This window comes from Actinoplanes ianthinogenes, assembly GCF_018324205.1.
GTDB classification, from domain to species: Bacteria; Actinomycetota; Actinomycetes; order Mycobacteriales; family Micromonosporaceae; genus Actinoplanes; species Actinoplanes ianthinogenes.
The window spans coordinates 3,280,623-3,303,915 of sequence record NZ_AP023356.1; the positions used below are offsets into that span (position 1 = coordinate 3,280,623).

Annotated in this window: 20 protein-coding genes; 12 read left to right on the plus strand and 8 right to left on the minus strand. The window is 71.2% G+C overall.

All coding sequences use genetic code 11. The features are described 5' to 3' along the window. Window positions 1–3: 3 nt before the first annotated feature. The gene (miaA, locus tag Aiant_RS14720) at window positions 4–909 is read right to left on the minus strand and encodes a tRNA (adenosine(37)-N6)-dimethylallyltransferase MiaA (protein ID WP_229831474.1); all 906 of its coding nucleotides are present in this window, start codon (window positions 907–909) and stop codon (window positions 4–6) included. A 185-nt stretch (window positions 910–1,094) separates the two neighbouring features. On the opposite strand from miaA, the gene Aiant_RS14725 reads away from it, so the two are divergent. The 5 genes from Aiant_RS14725 (at window position 1,095) to Aiant_RS14745 (ending at window position 7,050) form a co-directional block, all read left to right on the plus strand. After that, on the plus strand, window positions 1,095–2,303 hold the full coding sequence (locus Aiant_RS14725) for a DUF349 domain-containing protein (RefSeq protein ID WP_189336755.1): 1,209 nt from the start codon (window positions 1,095–1,097) through the stop codon (window positions 2,301–2,303). Between the two features lie 118 nt (window positions 2,304–2,421). Beyond that, a complete protein-coding gene (locus Aiant_RS14730) occupies window positions 2,422–4,245 on the plus strand; it encodes an SCO2524 family protein (RefSeq protein WP_229831475.1) in 1,824 nt (607 codons plus the stop codon). After that, complete coding sequence (locus Aiant_RS14735; RefSeq protein WP_189336757.1) at window positions 4,245–5,162, plus strand: SCO2523 family variant P-loop protein; 918 nt, start codon at window positions 4,245–4,247, stop codon at window positions 5,160–5,162. The genes Aiant_RS14730 and Aiant_RS14735 overlap by 1 nt, the downstream gene beginning before the upstream one ends. Next, window positions 5,159–6,103 carry an SCO2522 family protein gene (locus tag Aiant_RS14740; RefSeq protein WP_212847088.1) on the plus strand — a complete coding sequence of 315 codons (945 nt, stop codon included), beginning with the start codon at window positions 5,159–5,161 and terminating at the stop codon, window positions 6,101–6,103. Before Aiant_RS14735 ends, Aiant_RS14740 begins: the two co-directional genes overlap by 4 nt. Beyond that, the gene (locus Aiant_RS14745) at window positions 6,100–7,050 is read left to right on the plus strand and encodes an SCO2521 family protein (protein ID WP_189336758.1); all 951 of its coding nucleotides are present in this window, start codon (window positions 6,100–6,102) and stop codon (window positions 7,048–7,050) included. Before Aiant_RS14740 ends, Aiant_RS14745 begins: the two co-directional genes overlap by 4 nt. Here Aiant_RS14745 and Aiant_RS14750 read toward each other — a convergent pair. Further along, on the minus strand, window positions 6,977–7,963 hold the full coding sequence (locus tag Aiant_RS14750; protein ID WP_189336759.1) for a DUF6879 family protein: 987 nt from the start codon (window positions 7,961–7,963) through the stop codon (window positions 6,977–6,979). The two genes, Aiant_RS14745 and Aiant_RS14750, sit on opposite strands and share 74 nt — an antisense overlap. Window positions 7,964–8,020: 57 nt before the next feature. On the opposite strand from Aiant_RS14750, the gene Aiant_RS14755 reads away from it, so the two are divergent. Further along, window positions 8,021–8,977 carry an FAD-dependent oxidoreductase gene (locus Aiant_RS14755; RefSeq protein WP_189336760.1) on the plus strand — a complete coding sequence of 319 codons (957 nt, stop codon included), beginning with the start codon at window positions 8,021–8,023 and terminating at the stop codon, window positions 8,975–8,977. Between the two features lie 30 nt (window positions 8,978–9,007). Beyond that, a complete protein-coding gene (locus Aiant_RS14760) occupies window positions 9,008–9,988 on the plus strand; it encodes an NAD(P)/FAD-dependent oxidoreductase (protein ID WP_189336761.1) in 981 nt (326 codons plus the stop codon). On the opposite strand, the gene Aiant_RS14765 is transcribed toward Aiant_RS14760, so the two are convergent. From Aiant_RS14765 to Aiant_RS14775, 3 genes are read right to left on the minus strand one after another with little or no spacing between them, the layout of a single operon-like run. Beyond that, on the minus strand, window positions 9,960–10,490 hold the full coding sequence (locus tag Aiant_RS14765) for a hypothetical protein (RefSeq protein ID WP_189336762.1): 531 nt from the start codon (window positions 10,488–10,490) through the stop codon (window positions 9,960–9,962). The two genes, Aiant_RS14760 and Aiant_RS14765, sit on opposite strands and share 29 nt — an antisense overlap. Beyond that, window positions 10,487–12,247, minus strand: coding sequence for an NAD-binding protein (locus Aiant_RS14770; RefSeq protein WP_189336763.1), 1,761 nt, complete (start codon window positions 12,245–12,247; stop codon window positions 10,487–10,489). Before Aiant_RS14770 ends, Aiant_RS14765 begins: the two co-directional genes overlap by 4 nt. 44 nt (window positions 12,248–12,291) lie before the next feature. Further along, window positions 12,292–13,242 (minus strand): threonine ammonia-lyase, encoded by a 951-nt coding sequence (locus Aiant_RS14775; RefSeq protein WP_189336764.1) that lies wholly within the window; start codon window positions 13,240–13,242, stop codon window positions 12,292–12,294. Window positions 13,243–13,327: 85 nt separating this feature from the next. Here Aiant_RS14775 and Aiant_RS14780 point away from each other — a divergent pair, with 85 nt between their 5' ends. Further along, entirely contained in the window at window positions 13,328–14,203 is an 876-nt protein-coding gene (locus tag Aiant_RS14780; protein WP_189336765.1) for a LysR family transcriptional regulator, read from the plus strand. A 383-nt stretch (window positions 14,204–14,586) separates the two neighbouring features. On the opposite strand, the gene miaB is transcribed toward Aiant_RS14780, so the two are convergent. Together miaB and Aiant_RS14790 are read right to left on the minus strand one after the other, a co-directional pair. Next, window positions 14,587–16,086, minus strand: coding sequence for a tRNA (N6-isopentenyl adenosine(37)-C2)-methylthiotransferase MiaB (gene miaB / locus Aiant_RS14785; RefSeq protein WP_189336766.1), 1,500 nt, complete (start codon window positions 16,084–16,086; stop codon window positions 14,587–14,589). A gap of 21 nt (window positions 16,087–16,107) precedes the next feature. Then, a complete protein-coding gene (locus Aiant_RS14790) occupies window positions 16,108–16,575 on the minus strand; it encodes a hypothetical protein (protein ID WP_229831472.1) in 468 nt (155 codons plus the stop codon). 135 nt (window positions 16,576–16,710) lie between these two features. Between Aiant_RS14790 and Aiant_RS14795 the strand changes: the two genes are divergently transcribed. The 4 genes from Aiant_RS14795 to Aiant_RS14810 all read left to right on the plus strand — a co-directional run bounded on the left by Aiant_RS14795 (window position 16,711) and on the right by Aiant_RS14810 (window position 20,061). Further along, window positions 16,711–17,454 carry an amino acid ABC transporter ATP-binding protein gene (locus Aiant_RS14795; RefSeq protein WP_189336768.1) on the plus strand — a complete coding sequence of 248 codons (744 nt, stop codon included), beginning with the start codon at window positions 16,711–16,713 and terminating at the stop codon, window positions 17,452–17,454. Window positions 17,455–17,543: 89 nt separating this feature from the next. Further along, window positions 17,544–18,482, plus strand: a complete 939-nt coding sequence (locus Aiant_RS14800) for a glutamate ABC transporter substrate-binding protein (protein ID WP_189336769.1) — start codon at window positions 17,544–17,546, stop codon at window positions 18,480–18,482. Window positions 18,483–18,553: 71 nt separating this feature from the next. Beyond that, window positions 18,554–19,210, plus strand: a complete 657-nt coding sequence (locus tag Aiant_RS14805; RefSeq protein WP_189336770.1) for an amino acid ABC transporter permease — start codon at window positions 18,554–18,556, stop codon at window positions 19,208–19,210. Then, window positions 19,207–20,061, plus strand: a complete 855-nt coding sequence (locus Aiant_RS14810; protein WP_189336771.1) for an amino acid ABC transporter permease — start codon at window positions 19,207–19,209, stop codon at window positions 20,059–20,061. The genes Aiant_RS14805 and Aiant_RS14810 overlap by 4 nt, the downstream gene beginning before the upstream one ends. A 105-nt stretch (window positions 20,062–20,166) precedes the next feature. On the opposite strand, the gene rny is transcribed toward Aiant_RS14810, so the two are convergent. Next, window positions 20,167–21,891 (minus strand): ribonuclease Y, encoded by a 1,725-nt coding sequence (gene rny, locus Aiant_RS14815; RefSeq protein WP_189336772.1) that lies wholly within the window; start codon window positions 21,889–21,891, stop codon window positions 20,167–20,169. Window positions 21,892–23,293 lie beyond the last annotated feature (1,402 nt).

The following is a 23,293-nucleotide window of genomic DNA, read 5'->3' on the forward strand; positions in this document are numbered from 1 at the left end:
CCATCATCGCGCAACGGCGAGCGCGTCGGCCAGGAGCGTCGGGGCGGCCCCGTCCAGCCAGGTGATGGCCGGGTCCCGGCGGAACCAGGAGCGCTGCCGCCGGACGAATCGCCGGGTGCCGCGAACCGTGTCGTCCTTCGCCGCCGACTCGGTCATCGTGCCGTCCAACTGGGCGATGGCCTGCTGGTAACCGAGCGCCCGGGAAGCGGTCCGTCCGTCCCGGATCCCGGCCGCGTCCAGCGCGCGCACCTCGTCGAGCAGCCCGGCCGCCCACATCTGGTCGACCCGCAGCGCGATCCGCTCGTCCAGCTCGGCGACGTCCCGGTCCACGCCGATCTGCACCGACGGGTAATGCGGTTTCGGATCCGGCAGAGCCGCGGTGAACGGCCGGCCGGTCAGCTCGATGACCTCCAGGGCGCGGACGATCCGCCGGCCGTTGGAGGGCAGGATCCGGCCGGCCGCGACCGGGTCGCGCTCGGCCAGCCGGGCGAACAGCGGCGCCGGGCCGGTCTCGGCCAGCTCCGCCTCCAGCCGGGCCCGGATCACCGGGTCGGTGCCGGGGAACTCGAACTCCTCCAGCACCGCGCGCACGTAGAGCCCGGAGCCGCCGACCAGCAGCGGCACCCGGCCGCGGGCCAGGATGTCGTCGATCGCGGCCCGGGCCAGCGCTTGGTACTCGGCGACGGCCGCGGTGACCGTGACGTCCCAGATGTCGAGCAGATGGTGCGGCACGCCCTCGCGCTCCGGCACGCCGAGTTTCGCGGTCCCGATGTCCATCCCGCGATACAGCTGCATCGAGTCGGCGTTGACCACCTCGCCACCCAGAGCGTGGGCGAGTGCGATGCTCAAGGCGGACTTACCGGCCGCTGTCGGCCCGACGACGGTGACCACGCGAGGACCCGGACTCAACGACACGGAGCAACCGTAGGACAAGGTTGTGTCACGGTCGTCGGCGGGAGCTTTCCCCTAACCGGGTTGGACCTGTGACAATGCGCGAGAAAGAATGCCCCTGAGAAGGGTGGCATTCCACTGCGCTGTGGCGGTGGCCGGGGACCGGGCTGGTCCTTCGGCGCCGGGAGAACGAGGATGAGCTCATGAACGACTGGACGGCCTTCGGGCGCGTGGATGCCGACGGCACCGTGTACGTGAAGACCGCCGAGGGCGACCGGGTGGTCGGCTCGTGGCAGGCCGGGACCCCGGAGGAGGGCTTGGCCCACTTCGCCCGGCGATTCGAGGACCTGGTGACCGAGGTCGACCTCGTCGAGGCTCGCCTCAAGTCGGGCGCGGCGGACGCGTCCCACTCGCTGAGCAGCGTCAAGCGGCTTCGCACGCAGCTGGACGAGGCGCACGTGGTGGGCGACATCGACGGTCTCGCCGCCCGGCTCGAGAAGCTGGCCGCCCTCGCCGAGGAGAAGGCCGGCGAGGCCCGCGCGGCCCGCGAGGTCGCCCGGACCGAGGCCCTCGCGCGCAAGACCGCGCTGGTCGAGGAGGCGGAGACGATCGCCGCCGAGGCCACCGGCTGGAAGTCGGCCGGCGACCGGCTCAAGGAGATCCTCGACGAGTGGAAGACCATCCGCGGCGTCGACAAGAAGACCGACGGTGAGCTGTGGAAGCGGTTCGCCGCCGCCCGGGACGGCTTCACCCGGCGCCGGGGCGCTCACTTCGCCACCCTGGACGGGCAGCGCAAGCAGGCGCAGACCGCCAAGGAGGAGCTGGTCAAGGAGGCCGAGGCGATCTCGGGCTCGGACGAGTGGAACACCACGGCGAACCGGCTCAAGGAGCTGATGGCCGAGTGGAAGGCGGCGCCGCGCGCCGCCAAGGAGGCCGAGCAGCGTCTGTGGGAACGCTTCCGGGCCGCTCAGGACGCGTTCTTCACCCGCCGCAGCGCGGTCTTCTCCGCCCGCGACGCGGAGTACCAGGGCAACCTGGAGCGCAAGCAGGCGATCCTGGCCGAGCTCGAGGCCATCGACGTCGACGCCGACGCCCGCGGCGCCCAGAACAAGCTCCGCGACGCGCAGGCCGCCTGGCACGACGCCGGCCGGGTGCCCCGCGAGGCCGCCGCCGGCCTGGACCGCCGCTGGCGGGCCGCCGAGGAGCGCATCCGGGTCGCCATGGACTCGGCGTGGCGCAAGACCAGCCCGCAGGACAACCCGCTGCTGCGCCAGATGCGCGACCAGGTCGCCGAGGCCGAGCAGCGGCTGGAGCGGGCCAAGGCGGCCGGCGACAGCCGCCGGATCAAGGAGGCCGAGCAGGCCCTCGCCTCGAAGAAGCAGTTCCTGGCCCTGGCCGAGCAGGCCAGCTGAGTTTCACTCGATCGGGGGCGGTGGTCCGGGTGGACCGCCGCCCTTCGGCGTTTCCTGACCCGTGCGCCACCATGGACCTATTGGCCGATCCACGGAGATGGTGGTGGCACCGGTGCGGATGGAACCACGGCAGCACCTGCTGGAAACCTGGAAAGTCACCGTCAATACCTGTTGGCGCGACGGCGCCTGGGACTGGGACGGCCGCGACGGATCCCATTCGATCAGTGACGCCGAGCAGCTGCTGTGCCTGCTGAGGCCGGCGACGCAGCTCCCGCCGTTCGCACTGGACCGTCCAAACCTCACTGCCGAACACATCTTGGAAGTGCTGGCACCGCTCGGCAACGAAAAGACGATTCCCCTGCGGTTGGTGGACATCGCCACAGAGTTCTTCACCCGACATGTTGATGGAACGGGGCGGCCGATTTTCTCCGGCGGCGGCTACCTCAGCGCCCGTGACGATGACCGGCTGCCCGACGTCCAGCGGGATCGCGACATCGTGGAGTCGTTCGCCGTCTCGGTGACGCTCTGCCTGGCGACGATCGGCTTCGTCCGTGTCTTTCGGCAGGCGGTCACTCGGAGGGAGATCCTCGAGCGGCTGCGTGTCCTGGAGCAGCTGGCGAGCGCCCGGCTCACCGCCGCCCTCATCGGCCTGCTGCGTAGCTTCGCCCTATACGTCTTCGATGCCGATGACGACCCGGGGCGGATCCTGATCGGGACGATCAACAAGTCCGGCCTGCCCGCCAAGCAGGTGGTCGGGCAGTTCCGGGACGCTCTCCAGGAGACGATCGCCTCGTTCGAAGAGGTGCTCATCGGCTCGGGCCAGACCAGGGAACTGTCGTACGACAACCGCCTCTTCGAGTGTGGCTGGTCCTGGGGGATCGTCGCGGACGCACCCCGGGTCGAGACGGCGACCGCCGAGGACATCGGTGAGCAGCCGGACGGTGTCGCCGACAACCGGCCGAACCTGTACTTCACCGTCGTCGCGGTCGACGCGATCGAGGAACTGCTCACCGAACGGACCCGGGTGCTGGGCCTGCTGAACGAGGAGCAGCAGCGGCTCACCCGGGCGCTCCAGCTGCGCTGGGATCTGACCGTCGGCTACTGGGCGACGGTGGCGACGTTCGGCGGCGGACCGGTGTGGCCGCTGGAGGATCCACCCTGGACGACCACCGACGGACTGAGCAGTGAGTACCACACGCTGCTGCTGACCTCGATCACGGTGAAGGACCTGGTCCGGCGACGCGGCTCGGACGCCGAGCTGGCCCGGATCGGCACGTTGCTCGCCGACCTGGCGAACGAGGCCCGGGTGACTCGCCGGCATCGCCCCGGCGACTCCGGGATCCGGCTGCACGCACCCGGCCTGCCGATAGCGTTGGAGAGCCGGGCCGGCGGCGACGAGGTGCGAGCGGTCTGGGTGGTGCAGGATTTCGCCCCGCAGCTGATGGAGCGCTGCCTGGTGATCGCCGGGCTGCTGCGCGACGTCGACGAGCGCGCCCGCCTGGTGCACCTGGCCGACCGCATCTGGGACCACCTGGTGCGCCGTCGGCAGGACCGTGGCCTGTGGGACCGGCCGGACCGGGTGTTCGAGGAGCTACCCGAGCATGCCGGCGTGTCGTGGCGCCTCACCGAGCGGGCGATCCGGTGCATGGTCGGCGCGGCGCACCTGGTCAGCGCGGAGCCGCCGGTCAACGATCGCCTCGTGGTCCAGGCGCGCGATCTGCTCCACGAGGCCGAACACCGCTACGACATGGAGTTGATGCACGGTAACGACCGCGTCAGTCCCGGGGTGCACGACGTGCTGGTCCGGGCCCGGGCCTCATTGGAGCGGGCGCGGCGCTGCGCCCGGACCCGGCCCGGTACCGCCGTGGCGCTCGCCTCCACGGTCCTGGTCCTGCTCGACCAGCTCGACGCCGTCCGGGCGAACGACAGCACGGTGTTCTGATGCTCGTCTTCGCCGCGTCCGACAAGGGTGGCGCCGGCCGCTCGGTGACCAGCAGCAACGTCGCCTACCGCGCCGCATTGCGCGGGGATGACGTCGCCTACCTGGATTTCGACCTCGGTTCGCCGACGGCGGGCGCGATCTTCGGCATCGATCGGGCGGAGACCGGCACGACCGGCGGAGCAGGGCTGCACAGGTACCTGATGCGCCAGGTGGCGGCACCCGATCCGATCGAGGTCTGGCAGCAGGCGGCCCGGCAGGCCATCCGGCACCGGCCACCGGGGACCGGACGCCTGACCTTGTTCCCCGGCGACGTGGGCGGAGGTGAGTTCCTGACCAACACGAATCTCATCGACCCGTGCCTGGACCTCTTCCTGCGGCTCAACGAGCAGTTCGGCATCTGTTTCGTCGATCTCAGCGCCGGGCGCAGCCTCGCCGTGGAACTGATGCTGCGGGTGACCGCGTTGCCCCAGATGCGGACCATCACCTGCCGCTGGCTGGTCTTCCACCGCTGGACGGTGCAGCATGTGATCGCCGCGGGCGGGCTGGTCCACGGACCCCGAGGACTGCTGGAGACGGCACGACGGTACAAACACGATCCCGAACACTTCACGGGCAACCTGCGATACGTCCGGACGGCGGTGATCGACCCGAGCTCGCTGACGCACCGGGGCCTGAGCGCCGAGCAGGGTTCGTGGATCAACGACCGTAACCAGCGCCTGAACCAGCTCGCCGGCGAGTATCAGGTCGGACGGAGCCGCCTCCTGGGATCGGTGCCCCTGGACCCGATGCTGCAATGGCAGGAACAGCTGGTCACCGACGAGGACGTGGTGCGGGGCGTCGCGAACGTGGCGACCCGCAACGCCTTCGACGACCTGGCTCGGCGGCTTGTCGACGACGCCGCCTGGGAGACGCTGTGACGGGCGGTGCGGTGTCCGGCGGGTTCGACTATCGGGAAGCCGGTCCGGAGGCGGCGACGTCGTCGGTGGCCCTGTCGCATCTCTCCGTCGAGCTGGGCCACCTCTTCCCGGAGGACCTGGCCGAGGGCACCCTGACCGGCCATTTCGCCGTGGTGGCACCGTGGGTGCAGGCCACCGCCGCGCTCGCTCGCCGCCGAGCCACCAAAGCCCGGATCAGCACCTGCCTCCTGATCGTGGACCACGCCGACGGATCCGGCAGCCCGCGGGACGTCATCCCGCGGATCCAGGCGGCCGCGAAGCACAGCGGTCTCGCCGTCGACTACGTCGCCCGGGAGTCGGCCCTGACCGACGGCCCGGCCCGCGAGGTGTTCGACCGCATCGTGCCGGAGCCGCACCCCGGCACCACCGGCACCCGGCCGCCGCTCGACCGGAGCGGCTGGCTGTGCAACGGGCAGCGGTCGCCCACGGCCGGCGCCGCACCGGCGATGACCGGATCGGCGTGGCAGCCGCCGGCGCAGACCGGCGCCCGCCAATCGATCTTTGTCGACGTCGAGCTCCGGGACAGCGACGGCGGAGGATGGTCGGTCACGCTGCTCCGGGCGGTGTGGCAGCTGCTCCGGCTCGGCCTGCTCCGTCCGGAGGATGCCCGCCTGACCGCGCCGGAACCGGCCGGCACGCTTCCGGAGAGCTGGGCCGAGTTGCCGCCGGTGGTCCGGCTGACGGAACGCCCGGCGCCGCTCTGCGCGTACCAAAACTTCTCGGTCCTGCCCACCCGCTTCCTGGAGGTGGAGGTGGCCGCGGGTCTGGTCTTGTCGATGGTCCGGCTCACTCCGGGGATCGACGATCAGGTGATCATGCGGGCTCGGCGGGAAGGCATCAGGCTGCCGGCCGCACCGCAGGACCGCGTCGACCGCGCCTTTCTCACCACGGACCTGCGATGACGCACGCAGGACTCGGGCTGGCGTTCGGCGAGGTGCGCACCGCTCTGCTGCAGAACTCCCGGCCGCTGTCCGCGGACCGGGCCGCCGAGATCCTCGACCTGGTTGCCGGCGAGCGGGTCCGCCGGATCCACCGGCCGATCGACCGGGCGATCTCCGCGGACCGGTGGGAGGGCGTCGACTGCCGGTTGCCGTCGTCCCGCGGGGCGCACACGCGCGGGGTCGGCACCCTGGCCTCGCACGCGATCGTCACCGGCGGCCACGTCGCGCAGGGCTCCACCCACGCTGACCTGATCGCCGCGCCCTCCACCCGGCGGCAGCCGTGGTCGCACTACCTGGCCACGCCGGGGCGGCTCGAGATCATCGGCAAGTACCGGCCCGACGAGATCGCCGGCGGTCTCCTCCGGGACGGCACGGATCCGGGCGTTCTCGACGTCGGCGCGATCGCCGACCGGGGTCTCGACATCGTTCAGCGAGACGCCCGGCTCGACCACCTGCCCCCGCTGCGCGCGCCACGAACAGCGTTCCGCTGGGTGGCGTACCTGGGCGCGGAGACGCTCACCGGCGCCTACACGATCGAGTCCGAGCGGCTCCGGACGCTGCGCCTGACCGTGCCCGGCCAGGAGTTGCCCGCGGTCGTCCGGCTCTGCGAGGACCTGGCGCTGCACGACTGGCTGCTCACCGCGCTGACGGCGATCGTCGAGGCAGCGCTGACCGGCGACCACGATCAGGCCGAACGGGTCCGGCGGCTGCGGCCGGCGATCGAGCATCTGGCGCATCTGTGGATGCCGGGAGCACAGGTGGACGAGGAGCTGATGCCGGTCTGGACCGCCCTGAACCGGCGGCCCGGGTTCGACCGGCAGTGGACCGCCACTGTCACCCGGGTTCGCGATCTTCTGACGCTGACCGCGGCTCGGGACCGGGTGTCGCGGCCTCCAGGGGACGACTGATCCGCCACAGGTGCTCGAAGATGTTCGCCAGCTCCTTGACCCGGCGTTCGCGCATGATCAGGCGAGTCTGGGCCAGGACCGGGCGGGCGTCCGGCTCGGTGGTCGAGGCGGACATCGTCTCGTAGCCGACCGCGGCGTCGAAGATGATGAAGTCGACGATGGACGGCTTCATCGCATGCGGGATGTCGTCGTGGTCCAGGACTCGCACGTCGATGCCCATCTTGCCCTGGTACCGGCAGGCGTCGACGAAGTCCTGCTGGCTGGCCATCTCCGGGTGGGGCAACAGGAAGATCCGGCGAATCCGCACCCCGCGCTCCACGGCCTGCCGCTGGTACTCCAGATAGTGCCGGCCGATGTCGCTGTTCCAGAAACCGCGGTCCACGCCGTCGGTGCTGATCGCGTCGAGGCTGGTGGTGGTGTGCTGGGCCAGGCCGAGCAGCCAGTCGCGGTCCTCGCCGTAATAGGTCGTCTCGCCGCCCTCGGACAGCTCACCCATGAACTCGCCGAGTTCCCGGAGGCGGGACTCGGCGAGGTTGTGGATGATCGGCGGCGAGCTCGGCAGGATCCCGGTGGACTGGCGGACCAGCTGCGCCAGCACGTCGTGCTGCATGGCCGAACTCTCGATCAGGTGGAACAGCTCGGTGGCCTTGTTGATCTCGGAGAACTTGCGGTCGACCAGCACGTTGATCTCGCGCAGCGACTCCAGCTGGCGGCTCTCCACCACGGTCAGCCGCTCCTCGAACATGATCAGAAAGCGAACGATGAGCACGATGCCACCGATCAGCACGGAGAGCAGGAGGCTGATCTCCAACGGCTGATTCAGCGCATTGGTCAGCAGAAACGTCACGCCACCCGAGGCGATGGTGGCAAGGGTCAGACGAAGGACATCGGTCTTGGTGCCCGCTGCGGCCATGTCTTCATTGGACCCCATCACCGCCACAGATTCGACCTGCGCCGATACGCTCAGGTGATGGCCGCTAATCAGCAACCTCTCCTGGTGATCGGCGCGGGTGTCATCGGGCTGACCACGGCGCTGCGACTGGCCGAGGCGGGCCTGCCCGTTCGCGTGCTGGCCGACGAGCCACCCGCCCGGACCACCTCGGCCGCCGCCGGCGCGATGTGGGAGCCCTACCTCACCGAGCATCCGGACATGGACCGCTGGAGCCGGGTGACCTATGAGCGGCTGCTGGCCGAGGCGGACGATCCCCGGACCGGCGTACGGGTGGTGCGCGGGGTGGAGGCGACCCGCGACCGGATCGACGTGCCGGACTGGGCGCGGGAGCTACCGGAGCACACCGAGGTCGACCCGGGCACCCTGCCCCCGGGCTTCGCGACCGGCTGGGGGTTCACCACCGCTCTGATCGACATGCCGGTCTACCTCGCCCGGCTGGCCGAGCGGCTGGAGCGGCACGGGGTGCGGATCGAACGGGCGCACGTGACCGACGTGACCTCGCTGACCGGCACGGCGCCGGTGGTGGTCAACTGCACCGGCCACCGGGCAGCCCAGCTGCTCGGGGACGAGGCCGTGGAGCCGATCCGGGGGCAGCTGGTGGCGGTCCGCAACCCGGGGATCACCGAGTTCTTCTGCGAGCACACCGACGACCCGACCGCGGTGATCTATCTGCTGCCGCACGGCGACACGCTGATCCTGGGCGGCAGTGCCGAGAAGGGGTACGAGCGTCCCGAGCCGGACCCGCGGATCACCCGGGAGATCCTGCAGCGGGCGGTCGCGCTTTTCCCCGCGCTCGCCGGGGCGGAGGTGCTCGGCGAGCGGGTCGGGTTCCGGCCGTACCGGGCGCCGGTCCGGGTGGAGGCCGAGGGCCGGGTGATCCACAACTACGGGCACGGCGGGGCCGGGGTGACCCTGTCCTGGGGATCGGCCGGGGACGTCGTCGCCATGGCGTGGGAGATCATCGGCCGGCGCTGAGTGGCGTCTCGCGCCGATATGCTCGCCGGCATGGCCGCTGAGCAGACGCCCGTCCTGGTGGTCGGGGCCGGGATCATCGGGTTGACCAGCGCGGTGCGCCTGGCCGAGCAGGGCGTTCCGGTGCGGATCGTGGCCGACCTGCCGCCGGCCCGCACCACCTCCGCGGTGGCCGGCGCGTTGTGGGAGCCGTACCTGGTGGAGCATCCGGACCAGGACCGGTGGGGCCGGGTGGCGTACCGGCGGTTCGTGGCGGAGGCGACCGATCCGGCCACCGGGGTGCGGATCGTGAGCGGGGTGGACGCGATCCGGGACCCGCGCCCGGTCCCGGACTGGGCCCGGGCGATGCCCGATTTCGCGGAGATCGATCCGGCCGGGCTGCCGGACGGCTTCGTGGGTGGCTGGCGGTTCAGCACCGCCCTCATCGACATGCCGGTCTACCTCGGTTTCCTGACCGACCGGCTGGCCGCCCTCGGGGTGCCGGTCGAGCACGCGCACGTCGACGACCTGGCCGAGGCGGCCGGTACGGCCCCGGTGGTGGTCAACTGCACCGGGCACCGGGCCGGCACGCTGACCGGCGACGACGTGGTGCAGCCGGTCCGCGGGCAGATCGTCGTGGTGCGCAATCCGGGGATCACCGAGTTCTTCACCGGCACCGGCGACTCGGGCACGATGACCTACCTGCTGCCGCACGGCGACCGGCTGCTGGTCGGGGGCAGTGCGGAGAAGGGCGCCGACCGGCCGGAACCGGACGAGCGGCTCGGCCGGGAGATCCTGGCCCGGGCGGTCGCCATGTTTCCGGAGCTCGCCGGGGCTCAGGTGCTCGGGCAGCGGGTCGGGTTCCGGCCGTACCGGACGCCGATCCGGGTGGAGCACGAGGAGCTGGGCGGCGGACACGTGATCCACAACTACGGGCACGGAGGGGCCGGGGTCACCCTCTCCTGGGGATCGGCCGAGGACGTGGCCGGCCTGGTGCGGGAGCTGCTCAGCCGACCGGGAGCGGGACGGGGCTGAGGGCGCTGCGGCGGGCGCCGGCCGGCCAGACCCGGCGGACCTGTTTGCCGTGGGCGACCGCCCAGGCGACCGTCTCGGCGGTGCCGCCGCGCAGGCCGACGCCGCTGCCGTCCCAGACCGCGATCAGCAGGTCGCAGCGCTCGACCACCTCGCGGCTGGCCGCCTCGTAAGACCCCTCCGGCGGCCCGGGCACGGTCAGCCGGGTCACGTCGGTGGCGTGCCGGAGCAGGCCGCACAGGTCGCGATCGTTCTCCGGGGCGGCGGAGTGCTCCGGCACCGGGAGCACCGCCTCGAACGTGCCGCGGCAGGCCCGGACCGCCTCCGCGAAGATCCGGTCGGCGCCCTCGGCCAGGCAGGTGACGCCGTGCACGCCCTTGTGCTCGCGCAACTCCTTGACGAGTTCGCGGTAGATCAACCGGCGAGCGGATGGCTCGAGCCGGATGTGGCCCGTCACCCCGATGCGCTTCATCGTGTCCCCCTCGCCCCTGCGCTGTCCGATCATGCCGGGAAGAGTGCCCGGTTTGCTCCAGTGTCCGACAAACGGACGACTTGGAAGCCCGCCTCGCCCAGAATTTCCGGAATGTCGCGAATTGCCGCCCGGCAGCGTTCCTTGCCATCCGGCGGAATCTCGTCCCATTCCCCCAGGTAGGGCTGGTATCGCGAGGCCGGTGGCACCCCCGTCGCCCGGGACTCGGCGAGCGTGGCGGCGACCCACCGCCGCGACTCCCGTCGCGCCAGCTCCTCGATCTCGTCCTCGGTGAACCGGAAATCCCCGCCACCGGCGTCGCGCGGCACGATCGCGCAGTGCGCCTGGTGCAGTTTCGGCCCGATGTCGGCGGCCTGGAGCAGGTTGGCCCGGCGCAGCGACTCGTCCAGTTCGGACCAGGGAGCCATGGCGTCGCCGGAGCCCATCGCGTCGCCGCCGGCCAGCCGGGCCACCAGGTACCGCTCATGGATCAGGCGGGCGAGGCGCTCGGACAGGTCCTCGGTGATCAGCGCCGGGTCGCAGCCGGCCACCACCGGGGAGAACAGCCGGAGCCGCCCGTTGAGCGGGTCGAGCAGCGGCGGCGACTGCTCCGGCCGGAACGCGTCGGCCAGCTCCGCCAGCCCGTCCACGGCGACCACCAGGTCACCGTCGACCGCGTGCCAGAGGCGGTGCTCGGAGAGGGCGAGCTGGAGGCCGTACTTCTCGTCGGTGAAGCAGAGGAAGGCGTGGTCGTACCGGGGCTCGGCGGCGGTGAACAGGTCACCGACCGTGCCGTCGTACGGCGTGATCCGGCACGCGTCGAGCAGCACCGGGCGGCGCCGGGCGAGCCGCTCCAGCAGCCGGGTGGCGTTCGGGGCAACCAGGTCCACCTCGACCCGGGCCTCCGGGTGCGGCCGGTGCAGCCGCCAGTGCCGGGCCAGCTCACCCAGCAGCGCCCGGGCCAGCGTCGAGTCGCCGGCCAGCAGCACCCGGGGTGCCGCGCCGTCCGGCCCGGCCACCAGCGGCTGCTGGGCGAGCAGCACCCGGACGGCGAGGTCGTCGAGGTGGAAGAAATCGAGCCGGTGCACGGTCGCCTCCGGCACGCTGAGCCGGCGCGCCTGGAGGGTCAGCGCCCAGTCCGGCTCGTGGATCTGGGCGTAGACGGCCAGCCCCTGCCGGCCCGGCGGGGCCAGGCGGGCGACCGCGGCGGCGATGGTCAGGTTGGCCGCGCTCTCGCCGGTGCAGGCGTAGACCACGGCGGCGTGACCGGCGGCGGCGCCGCGCAGCACGTCCGGGTCGCGCGGGTCGCCCTGCACCCCGAGCAGGGCCCGGCGGCGCAGCTCCAGCGGGCCGATCGGCCGGCTGCGCACCCAGACCACCCGCTGTCCGTCCTGATACAGCCGGTCGGCGAGGGTCCGGGCCGCCGAGGTGTCGCCGCAGATCACCACGTGCCCCCGGGAACGGCGGGCGCGCCACCGCCGCCACTCGGTGGCCAGCAGCAGGCGGCCCGCCTCGAAGAGGGCGTAGAGGGTGACCGCGGGCGCGACGAACCGGGCGATCTGCAGCGACGGCGGCAGCCGCACCGCCTCCTGGAGCGGGTCGGCGCCGAGCACGAACAGCTGGAGCGTGTGGTAGGTCAGGTTGAGCGGATCCCGGGTGTGCGGGTCCGGGGCGGCGGCGAGGTACTGATCGAAACCCAGGTAACCCAGCACCAGCGCGGCCAGGCCGGCCAGGGCGAACAGCAGCCGGGTGGCGGTGACCGCGGGCTGCGACGCGCGGGACATGGTGACCATCGACGCCTCTCGACGAGTCCGACGGCCCCAGTGTGGCACGCCGGCTAAACGACCAGCGTCTCCAGCTCAGCCGGGACGGCGTTGCCGCCGGTGCAGACCACCGCCACCGAGCGCCCGGCGAACAGGTCGGGGCGGCTCAGCACGGCGGCCAGCCCGGCCGCGCCGGCGCCCTCGGCCAGGGTGTGCGCTGCGGTCGCCAGCAGCCGCCGGGCCGCGCCGATCTCCTCGTCGGTGACCAGCAGGAAGTCGGCCAGCCCGGCCCGCATCACCCGTTGCGGCAGGGCGAAGCCGCGGCCGGTGGCCAGTCCGGCCACCGTGGTCCGGTTGGGCCGGGACAGCAGGTCGCCGGCCCGCCACGAGTCGTGCGCGGCCGGCGAGGCGGCCGACTGCACGCCGATCACCGCGCAGCCCGGCGCCAGGGCCGCGGCCACCAGACAGGCCGCGGCCGCCCCGGTGCCGCTGCCCACCGGTACGACGATCACGTCCAGCCCCGGCCGATCCGTCAGGATCTCCAGGTACAGCGTGCCCACCCCGGCCAGCAGCTCCGGCGTGTCCCCCGGGCTGACCAGCCGCGCCCCGGACGTGCCGGCCAGCTCCTCGGCCCGCCGCTGGGCGTCCTCCAGGGTGCTCCCGGCCGGCACCGCCCGGGCGCCCCACGCCTCGACCGCGTCCACCCGGCCCTGGTCGGTGCCGCCGGGCATCACCACGGTGCACGGCGCGTCGTACCGGTGGCTGGCGTACGCCAGCGACTGCGCGTGGTTCCCGGTCGACCAGGTGACCGTGCCGCGGGCCCGCTCCGCCTCGGTCATGGCGGCCAGCAGGGTCAGCCCGCCGCGTACCTTGAACGCGCCGACCGGCTGGGTGTTCTCGTGCTTGACCAGCACCGGCGTGCCGGCCGCCCGGTCCAGCAGCGGATAGCTCCAGAGCGGCGTCGGCGGCAGGTGTCGGCGGACGACGTCGTGTGCGGCCCGGATGTCCGCGAAGGTCAGCTCCATGCCGCCGATCGTCGGCCGGGCCGCACCCATCGGTCCAATGCCGAATCCCGGGGACACCGATAGGCCGGATTGATAGGTTGCCCGCATGCTGGACGTTTCCCGGTTGCGGGTGCTGGTCGCGGTGGCCCGGCACGGCTCGGTGACCGCCGCCGCGCAGGCCCTGCACTACGCACAGCCCTCGGTCAGCCACCACCTGGCCCGGCTGGAGGCGGAGACCGGCAGCCGGCTCGTGCAGCGGGCCGGTCGCGGCATCCGGCTCACCGACGCCGGCCGGATGCTGGCCGAGCGGGCCGAGGAGATCCTGGGCCGGCTCGACGCCGCGGAGGCGGAGCTGGCCGCGCACACCGGGCTGCGCTCGGGCCGGGTCCGGCTGGCGGCGTTCCCGTCCGCGCTGGGCACCTTCGTGCCGGCCGCCGCGGCCGCCTTCACGGCCGACCATCCCGGGATCGACCTGCTGTTCACCGAGGCCGGTCCGCCCGCCGCGGTGCGCCTGCTGCGCAGCGGCGAGGTGGAGGCGGCCGTGCTGTTCACCTATCCGGGCGAGGCCGCGCCCGACCTGGACGGCCTGCGCCACGAACTGCTGCTCCAGGAGCCGATCCACCTGGTGACGCCGGTCGGCCGGGCCGGCGATGCGCTCGCCGAGCACCGGGACCGGCCGTGGATCAGCGGCTGCGAACGCTGCCGCGCGGAGCTGGTGCGGGTCTGCGCGGAGGCCGGCTTCGCGCCGGACATCCGATTCACCACGGACGACTTCGTCGCCGTGCAGGCGCTGGTCGCGGCGGGCTTGGGAGTCACGGTCCTGCCCGGGCTGGCGCTTCTCGCACACCAGAACCCTGACGTACGCACGGTCGCGCTGGACAGTCGCCGCAACGTGTACGTGGCCGTTTACGGCGACCCACCGGACCCACCCGCGACGACGGCCTTGCTGGCCCACCTGCGAACGGCCAGCCGTCCCGCTTAGCAGATCCACCGCCCACCCGCCCGTTGTCCACAGCGGCAAGCTGTCCACAACCCGCACCCCGACCCCCGCCCCACTCCCCCACACTGATCAGCGGGGGTCCCCCTGGGAGGGCGGGACTGCGAGCGGGACTCCGAGCGGGACTGCGAGCGGGACTGCGAGCGGGTGACGGAGGCGCGGCGCGGATTGGGGTGACCGTGCGGGACAGCCAGCCCCGCACGACGCGCGTGGCGGTCGTGCGGGGGCCGGGCCTCGCGAGCCGATCGGCACGGGACGGCGAGTCGTACCGGAAAAGGGACCGGAAACGGGTCGGCGGTGTCGCGGCAGCGAGTGTGGTTTGCGAGCGCGCGGTGTCCAGCAGCGAGGAGTGGTTGCGGGACGGCAGGTCAGAGGGCGCATCCGTCGGCGGCCGGCGGCAGCGGAGCCGGGACGCCGATCGTGGGCAGGCCGAGCGAGACGCCTTTCAGCTTCGGGGTCCGCCCCGCCTCGAACGCGTCCCCGGCCCGGGTCCGGCGGTGCGACAGCGGGGCGCCGTCGGCGTTCAGGTGGTGCGGGGCGGCGTAGGTGATCACCGTCTCGACGATGTCGCCGGGGCGCGGGGCCCGGTCGCCGGTCAGCTCACCGGTGGCGAAGTGGACCAGGCGGCCGTCGCGGGCGCGGCCGCTCATCCGGCCGGTGCGCTCGTCCTTGCGGCCCTCGCCGACCGCCACCAGGACCTCGACCTTCTCCCCGACGAGCTTCTTGTTCTCGTCCCAGGTGATCTCTTCGAGGGTGCTGATCAGGCGGTCGTAGCGCTCCTGGACGACCTTTTTCGGCACCTGCTCGTCCATGGTGGCGGCCGGGGTGCCGGGACGCTTCGAGTACTGGAACGTGAAGGCGCTGGAGAAGCGGGCCTGGCGGACCACCTCGAGGGTCTGCTCGAAGTCCTCGTCGGTCTCGCCGGGGAAGCCGACGATGATGTCGGTGGTGATCGCGGCGTCCGGCATGGCGGCCCGTACCTTCTCGATGATGCCGAGGTATTTCTCCTGGCGGTAGCTGCGGCGCATCGCCTTGAGCACCCGGTCGGAACCGCTCTGCAGCGGCATGTGCAGCGAGTGGCAGACATTCGGCGTCTCGGCCATCGCGGCGATCACGTCGTCGGTGAAGTCCTTGGGGTGCGGGCTGGTGAACCGGACCCGCTCCAGGCCCTCCACCTCGCCGCAGGCGCGCAGCAGCTTGCCGAAGGCGAGCTTGTCGCCGAACTCGACGCCGTACGAGTTCACGTTCTGCCCGAGCAGGGTGACCTCCAGGACGCCCTCGGCGACCAGGGCGCGGACCTCGGCCAGGACGTCGCCGGGACGGCGGTCCTTCTCCTTGCCGCGCAGCGACGGGACGATGCAGAACGTGCAGGTGTTGTTGCACCCCACCGAGATGGAGACCCAGCCGGCGTAGGTCGACTCGCGCTTGGTCGGCAGCGTCGACGGGAAGACCTCGAGCGACTCGAGGATCTCGACCTCGGCGGCCTCGTTGTGCCGGGCGCGCTCCAGCAGCGCCGGCAGCGAGCCGATGTTGTGCGTGCCGAAGACCACGTCGACCCAGGGCGCCTTCTTGACGATGTCGCCCTTGTCCTTCTGCGCCAGGCAGCCGCCGACGGCGATCTGCATGCCCGGGTTCTTCAGCTTGGTCGGGCGCAGGTGGCCGAGGTTGCCGTAGAGGCGGTTGTCCGCGTTCTCCCGGACGGCGCAGGTGTTGAAGACCACGACGTCGGCCGCCTCGGGATCGGCGGCGCGCACATAGCCCGCGTCCTCCATCAGGCCGGAGATCCGCTCGCTGTCGTGCACGTTCATCTGGCAGCCGTAGGTGCGCACGTCGTAGGTGCGGGAGGCGCCCGGGATTTCAACAGTCATGGCAATTGACCAGGGTACTGCTTACGCGGCGGCGGGTCGCTCGGGCGTCGGGTCAGGTTTCCAGCGCGACCGGTGGCATCCGGGGTGTGCCGCGCAGGCCGGGTCGTCGCCGGTGCACGGGCGCAGGTGCCGCCGCTCGGCGCCGTCGTCGGTCTCCACCTCGTCCACGTGCACGGGGCGCAGGGTGCCGTCGGGTTCGGCACAGACGTACCGGGAAGGGTTGAGGGTGTCGTCGGGGACCAGGACCGCGGCCGCCAGCCGGACCGCGACGGCGCTCGCGATGGTCTCCTCGTCCAGCTCGTCCGGGGCCAGGTAGACGTCGACGAGTGTCGGAAAGTCGCCACCGACGTGATAGACGTCGCACAGCAGCGCGCCGGGGTCGGCCACCCCGATCCCGGCCACCGGCCGTTCCAGGGCTCCGGCCAGCGCTTTCTGCACGTGACCGGGGTCGATCCGGGCGCCGACGGACCAGTTCCAGAGGCCAGTCATACCCACCATGGTGTCCGTCCCTTTCGACCCGGCGCGGCTGCGTTACCGCTCCGTGACCATTCTCGTCACTATCCGATACCTATGTCCCCCTAGGGTGTCTCCCATCGAGTGACCGGACGAGCGGATGGACACGGGGTGGCAGGCGAGGATCTCATCGTTCTGGAGAACGTGAACAAGTGGTTCGGCCCGCTGCACGTGCTGCAAGACGTGGATCTGTCGGTCGCGCGCGGCGAGGTGGTCGTCGTGATCGGACCATCCGGGTCGGGCAAGTCCACGCTGTGCCGGGCGATCAACCGGCTGGAGCCGATCGACTCCGGGACGATCACTTTCGACGGTCAGCCGTTGCCGGCCGAGGGGCGCCCGCTCGCCCGGCTGCGCAGCGAGGTCGGCATGGTCTTCCAGTCGTTCAACCTGTTCGCGCACAAGACCATCCTGCAGAACGTGATGCTCGGCCCGGTGAAGGTGCGCAAGGAGAAGGCGGCCGTCGCCAGGGACCGCGCCATGGCGCTGCTGGAGCGGGTCGGCATCGCCAGCCAGGCGGACAAGCTCCCGGCCCAGCTCTCCGGCGGTCAGCAGCAGCGGGTGGCGATCGCCCGGGCGCTCGCGATGCAGCCCAAGGCGCTGCTGTTCGACGAGCCGACCAGCGCGCTCGACCCGGAGATGGTCGGTGAGGTGCTGGACGTGATGACCTCGCTGGCCAAAGAGGGCATGACCATGGTGGTCGTCACTCACGAGATGGGCTTCGCCCGGCACGCGGCGAACCGGGTGGTCTTCATGGCCGACGGCCAGCTCGTCGAGCAGGCCCCGCCCGCCGAGTTCTTCGCGAATCCGAAGAGCGATCGGGCCAAGGACTTCCTTTCCAAGATCTTGACGCACTGAACAAAGATTTTGACGGACCGAACACACCCCAATGACCGGCCCCCAAGCCAATTCCAGGGTCTGAACTGGAGCAGAGGAGAGAGTTGATCATGGGTATGAAGCGGGTAGCGGTGTTCGCCGCCACGGCGGCGTTCGCCTTCACGCTGACCGCATGTGGCGAGGAGGGCACGCCGACCCCGAGTGGCGCCGGCAACGGCAGCGGCGCGGCTCCGGCCTCGGACACCTGCAAGTCGTCGGGCACCACGTTCACCGCGGACACCGCTGCCGCGGTGAAGGGCAGCCCGACCTTCGACAAGATCAAGTCGGCCGGCAAGGTCGTCGTCGGGGTCAAGTACGACCAGCCGAACCTGGGCTACAAGGACACCTCCGGCACCCGGTGCGGCTTCGACATCGAGACCGCTCAGTACATCGCCTCCAAGCTGGGCGTCGACCCGGCGAAGATCGAGTACAAGGAGATCCCGTCGGCCAACCGGGAGACCGCGATCAAGGGTGGGGAGATCGACTACTACGTCGGCACCTACTCGATCACCGACAAGCGCAAGGCGGACGTCTCGTTCGCCGGGCCGTACTTCATCGCCGGCCAGGACCTGCTGGTCCGCAAGGACGAGTCGACGATCACCGGCAAGGACACCCTGAAGGGCAAGAAGGTCTGCTCGGCCACCGGCTCCACGCCGATCCAGCGGGTCCGTGACGAGGGCCTGACCGAGCCGGAGAACATCGTCGAGTTCAAGACCTACTCGGAGTGCGTGTCGCAGCTGCTGGACAAGAAGGTCGACGCCGTCACGACCGACGACGCGATCCTCAAGGGCTACGCCGCGCAGAACCCGACCGACCTCAAGGTCGTCGGCAAGCCGTTCAGCACCGAGAAGTACGGCATCGGCCTGCCGCACGACGACAAGGCCCTGCGCGACTACGTCAACAACCAGCTGGACGCCGCCTTCAAGGACGGCACCTGGCAGAAGATCTACGACGGCACGCTGGGCAAGTCGGGCTCGCCGGCCACCCCGCCGGCGCTCGAGCGCTACTGATCCACATCTGCTGAATCCGAGGCCGGGCGGACCATCCGCCCGGCCTCGGCCGGTACGGCCGAGGACGGGGAATGACGGAGTTCCTGCACGTACTGACCGACCACTGGGACCTGTTCCTCAAGGGCTTCGGGAACACGGTGAAGCTGTTCCTGGTCGCCGCGGTCGGGAGCCTGCTGCTGGGCACGCTGCTCGGCGCGTTCCGGGTGTCGCCGATCCCGGCGCTGCGCTGGTTCGGCGCTGTCTACGTCAACATCGTGCGCAACACGCCGCTGACGCTGGTCTTCGCGTTCCTGGTCTTCGCCGTCCCGAAACTGGACATCAACCTGGAGTACCAGACCGCCGCCTTCACCGCGCTGACCGTCTACACCGCGGCGTTCATCTGTGAGGTGGTCCGGGCCGGCGTCAACACGGTCGCTCCCGGGCAGGCCGAGGCGGCGCGGGCGCTCGGTCTCACCTTCGACCAGGTGCTGCTGCAGATCGTGCTGCCGCAGGCGCTGCGCTCGATGGTGCCGCCGATGATGAGCGTGCTGATCGCGATGCTGAAGAACACCACGGTCGCGGCGGGCTTCTCGGTGCTGGAGGCCGGGGCGATCCCGTCTTACATGGCCGAGTTCGGCGAGCCGCAGTTCTACGTGCTCATCTGGATCGTCATCGGCTTCCTGATCCTGATCACGCCCCTGGTGGTGCTCCAGCGGTTCCTCGAGCGGAAGGTGACGGTGGCCCGATGACCTCGGTGCTCTATGACCTGCCGGGGCCGCGCGGCCGCCGGCGCAACCTGATCATCGGCATCCTGGCCACGCTGGCGATCCTCGGGCTGGTCGCCTGGGTGATCTACCGGTTCTACAAGACCGGTCAGTTCGAGGCGCGGCGCTGGGACCAGTTCAAGTTCAAGGCCGTCCAGATGGAGATCGTCCGGGGCCTGCTCGCCACGCTGAAGGCGGCCGGGATCGCGGCGGTGCTGGCGCTGCTGTTCGGGGCGATCTTCGCGGCCGGCCGGCTCAGTGAGCACCGGATCCTGCGGGCGCCGTCCAGCTGGGTGGTCGAGCTGTTCCGGGCCATCCCGCTGCTCATCCTGATCTTCTTCGGCTACTACGTCCCCCTCCAGTACGGCTGGTCGATCAGCAACCTGTGGGCGCTGGTGATCGGCCTGACCCTGTACAACGGGTCGGTGCTGGCCGAGATCTTCCGGGCCGGGGTCAACGCGGTGCCACGCGGGCAGTCCGAGGCCGCCTACGCGATCGGCCTGCGCAAGAACCAGGTGCTCCGGCTGATCCTGTTGCCGCAGGCGGTGCGCTCGATGCTGCCGGCGATCGTGAGCCAGCTCGTGGTGCTGCTCAAGGACACCGCGCTCGGGTTCATCATCACCTACCCGGAGCTGCTGACGGTCGGCAAGACGATCGGCGGGCGCCTCGCGTTCGGGTTCCCCTACGTCCCGGCCTACCTGGTGATCGGCGCGATCTACATCAGCATCTGCGGGCTGCTGTCGCTGTTCGCCTGGTGGCTGCAGCGGCGGATGTCCCGGGTGCGGACCACGGCCGCCAAGCCGCTGCCGCTGACCGATGTGAACCGACAGGTCTGACGCTGGTCACGACCGCCGCTTTACGGTACGGGGGGCAGCTCCCCCGTGCCGTCGGCTCGGCACGGGTGCTCCGGGCGTACGCAAAGCGGTCTTGATCTTGATCTTTCAGCGGGCCAATTCGGTGACGCGGGACTCGCGGACGACGGTGACGCGGATCTGACCGGGGTAGGTGAGCTCCTCCTCGATCTGCTTGGCGACGTCGCGGGCCAGGACGGCGGCGCCGATGTCGTCGATGTCATCGGGGCGGACCATCACGCGGATCTCGCGGCCGGCCTGCATGGCGAAGACCTTCTCGACGCCGAGCTTGCCGCCGGCGATCTCCTCGATCCGCTCCAGCCGCTTGACGTACGCCTCCAGGCTCTCCCGCCGGGCACCCGGCCGGCCGCCCGAGCAGGCGTCCGAGGCCTGGGTGAGGACCGCCTCGATGGTCTGCGGCGGCACCTCGTTGTGATGCGCCTCGATCGCGTGGACGATGTCCTCGTGCTCGCCGTACTTGCGTGCCACGTCGGCGCCGATCAGCGCGTGGCTGCCCTCCACCTCGTGGGTCAGCGCCTTGCCGATGTCGTGCAGGAACGCCGCGCGCTTCATGGTCGGCACGTCCAGACCCAGCTCGGCGGCCATGATCCCGGCGATGTGCGCAGTCTCGACCAGGTGCTTGAGCACGTTCTGGCCGTAGCTGGTGCGGTAGCGCAGCCGGCCCAGCAACTTCACCAGCTCCGGGTGGATGCTGGTGATCCCGACGTCGACCAGCGCCTCCTCGGCGGCACGGTCGCAGAGGCGCTCCACCTCGTTCTTCGCCGAGTCGAACACCTCCTCGATCCGGTGCGGGTGGATCCGGCCGTCCAGCACCAGCTTCTCCAGCGTCAACCGGCCCACCTCGCGGCGCACCGGGTCGAAGCAGGAGAGCAGCACCGCCTCCGGGGTGTCGTCGATGATCAGGTTGACCCCGGTGGTCGACTCGAAGGCCCGGATGTTGCGGCCCTCCCGGCCGATGATCCGCCCCTTCATCTCGTCGCTGGGCAGGTGCAGCACGCTGACCACGCTCTCCGCGGTCTGCTCGGAGGCGATCCGCTGGATGGCGTCGACCACGATGTGCCGGGCCCGGGTGTCCGCGGTGCTCCGCGCGTCCTGCTCGATGTCCCGGATCAGGATCGCGGCCTCGCGTTTCGCCTGGCCCTCGATCGCGTCGATCAGTTCACTCTTCGCGGTGTCGGCGGAGAGGCCGGCGATCCGCTCCAGCTCGCGGCGCTTCGTCTCCTCGGCTGCCTTGACCTCGGACTCGCGGCTGCGCAGGCTCGTCTCCCTCTTGGTCAGCTCGGCCTCCAGTGCGACGAGCCGGCGCTCCCGCTCGACCAGGCGCTCGACCTCCTCGGAGTGCAGGCGCTCCCGCTCGTCGATCCGGGCGGCGCGCCGCTCCACCTCCGCCGACTGCTCCTTCACCGTGGCGTTGAGCAGGGCGATCTCCCGCTCGCCGGAGCGGCGGGCGGCGGTGCGCAGCTGCTCGACGTCCGCCTCGGCCTGGCGGTGGGCGTGCTCCAGGATGGTGTCGGCCTCGCTGTGCGCGTTCTCCAGCACCCGGCGGGCCTCGGCGCGGGCGGCCGCGGCCTCGGCCTTCGCGGCGGCGGCCTCGGCACGCACCGAGGCGGCCTTGGCGTTCGCGTCGGCCACCTTCGCCTGGGCGTCGCCGACCTCCTGCTCGTGCCGATCGTGGGCATCCTGCCGTTCGGTCCGCAGCTGACGGAGCGCACGGGCGCCCAGCGTCAGTCCGACGATCACCGACACGGCGAGCACGACGATCGCTACTACGAGCACCCAGTACTGGGGGGCCATCTCGCCGCGTCTCCCTTCGCCGCCGGCGCGGTGTGCACGCGCGCGGGCTCTCTGCGGGATGCCCGACCAAGGCAGATGACCACAGGCGGCACCGGGCCCCGGCTCACACGCTCCGCCGTACGGCTACCAGCTTCGCCTTTCGGGAAGGCTGGACGCCGCTTGTTCCGGCTTCCTGACCTTTCCTAGCCGGGAATCGGGGTGGCTTTCGGCCTCCCGGTCCGGTTCGTCGGTTCTCTGCTCCGGGCCGGGCGGCTGAGGGCCGTGGGTTCGGCTCGGGCCCGGCCCTGGCGGGTCGGGTCCGGTGGGCTCGCCTCTCGGGTCGGCGGTCTCGCCGTGCCTCGGGTCGGCGGTCTCGCCTCGCCTCAGGTCGGCGGTCTCGCCTCGCCTCAGGTCGGCGGTCTCGCCTCGCCTCGGATTGGCGTCTCACCTCGCCTCGGGTCGGCGGTCTCGGCCGGGCTCGGGTCTGCGGCGGCTGGGTGACCTGGGATTCGGCCGGCTCCCCGCGGAACTTCGCATCGCCGGTCGGGCCCTGGTCCGCGTGGTCGCGCCACATGCCTTTCGCCATGGCCGCTCCGGGTGCCGAAGTCGGCTCGCGAATGTCGACGGAGTGTGACAACGCCTTGAACGATTTCTCGTCCGCAAGGCTCTGTCGGACCCCGCCGGCGGTGCGGGCGGCTTCCGCGTCCGGGTCAGCTGCCGGTGGCTCGGATCAGAGTGTGTGGAGTTGTGGGGTCGACCGCAGCTATGTCACGTCGCCCACCGCGCGGTCAGCGGTCGGCGAAGCTGTGACGGGTGGATCCCGTCAAGTGATGCCGTAATGTAATGCGATCTATGTTGTGTGTGTTGCTTGCGATGGTCGAGCAAACCTTGTGTAACGCGAGGCTAGGTCGCGAGTGCCGCTTCGGTCAAGGACTCATGATTCGGCAGCGGATGGGACGTAGGGCACAGACGTGCTTACGCCCAGCTCACGATATCGCCCGGATATTTCCGACGTGCCGGACCATCGAGAGCTTTCGTCCCCGCCCATCGTCCGTCGCCCGGAGGCGCTCGCCCATTATTCCGTGCGTCGACAACCGGACAGCTGGGGCACTGAGCGTGATGATGACCGGTTCGGGGTGGGCTGATCCGGAGGTTCCCGTCGAATGGGTGAAGTTCGCCACATCAGGACTATATCGGGGCCAGTGCCTGCGATCGGGGCCAATGCCACCAGGCGTTCCTGGTTCTCGGCGCGCCCACGCCGGAGGCCGGAGGCGGTCGACCGGGACGGCTCGCCGGGGCTGGGCGAATCGGAGGCGGCTTCGGTCCGTTCTTTGGCACTTGTTACAAAGCGCAACCGTGAGCGAGGTGCGCGGGCCGCTCCGGAACGGGCTGTAGCCGGGTGGCCCCTCGGGGCCCCGCGGGC

What these genes read in the sequence shown, in the direction of transcription:
- Aiant_RS14735 (WP_189336757.1), top strand. Translation starts at nt 4,245, where the DNA reads ATGCTCGTCTTCGCCGCGTCCGACAAGGGTGGCGCCGGCCGCTCGGTG.
- Aiant_RS14800 (WP_189336769.1), top strand. Translation starts at nt 17,544, where the DNA reads ATGGGTATGAAGCGGGTAGCGGTGTTCGCCGCCACGGCGGCGTTCGCC.
- Aiant_RS14790 (WP_229831472.1), bottom strand. Translation starts at nt 16,575, where the DNA reads ATGACTGGCCTCTGGAACTGGTCCGTCGGCGCCCGGATCGACCCCGGT.
- rny (WP_189336772.1), bottom strand. Translation starts at nt 21,891, where the DNA reads ATGGCCCCCCAGTACTGGGTGCTCGTAGTAGCGATCGTCGTGCTCGCC.
- Aiant_RS14780 (WP_189336765.1), top strand. Translation starts at nt 13,328, where the DNA reads ATGCTGGACGTTTCCCGGTTGCGGGTGCTGGTCGCGGTGGCCCGGCAC.
- Aiant_RS14725 (WP_189336755.1), top strand. Translation starts at nt 1,095, where the DNA reads ATGAACGACTGGACGGCCTTCGGGCGCGTGGATGCCGACGGCACCGTG.
- Aiant_RS14745 (WP_189336758.1), top strand. Translation starts at nt 6,100, where the DNA reads ATGACGCACGCAGGACTCGGGCTGGCGTTCGGCGAGGTGCGCACCGCT.
- Aiant_RS14750 (WP_189336759.1), bottom strand. Translation starts at nt 7,963, where the DNA reads ATGGCCGCAGCGGGCACCAAGACCGATGTCCTTCGTCTGACCCTTGCC.
- Aiant_RS14765 (WP_189336762.1), bottom strand. Translation starts at nt 10,490, where the DNA reads ATGATCGGACAGCGCAGGGGCGAGGGGGACACGATGAAGCGCATCGGG.
- Aiant_RS14760 (WP_189336761.1), top strand. Translation starts at nt 9,008, where the DNA reads ATGGCCGCTGAGCAGACGCCCGTCCTGGTGGTCGGGGCCGGGATCATC.
- Aiant_RS14755 (WP_189336760.1), top strand. Translation starts at nt 8,021, where the DNA reads ATGGCCGCTAATCAGCAACCTCTCCTGGTGATCGGCGCGGGTGTCATC.
- Aiant_RS14805 (WP_189336770.1), top strand. Translation starts at nt 18,554, where the DNA reads ATGACGGAGTTCCTGCACGTACTGACCGACCACTGGGACCTGTTCCTC.
- miaB (WP_189336766.1), bottom strand. Translation starts at nt 16,086, where the DNA reads ATGACTGTTGAAATCCCGGGCGCCTCCCGCACCTACGACGTGCGCACC.
- Aiant_RS14730 (WP_229831475.1), top strand. Translation starts at nt 2,422, where the DNA reads ATGGAACCACGGCAGCACCTGCTGGAAACCTGGAAAGTCACCGTCAAT.
- Aiant_RS14775 (WP_189336764.1), bottom strand. Translation starts at nt 13,242, where the DNA reads ATGGAGCTGACCTTCGCGGACATCCGGGCCGCACACGACGTCGTCCGC.
- Aiant_RS14770 (WP_189336763.1), bottom strand. Translation starts at nt 12,247, where the DNA reads ATGGTCACCATGTCCCGCGCGTCGCAGCCCGCGGTCACCGCCACCCGG.
- Aiant_RS14810 (WP_189336771.1), top strand. Translation starts at nt 19,207, where the DNA reads ATGACCTCGGTGCTCTATGACCTGCCGGGGCCGCGCGGCCGCCGGCGC.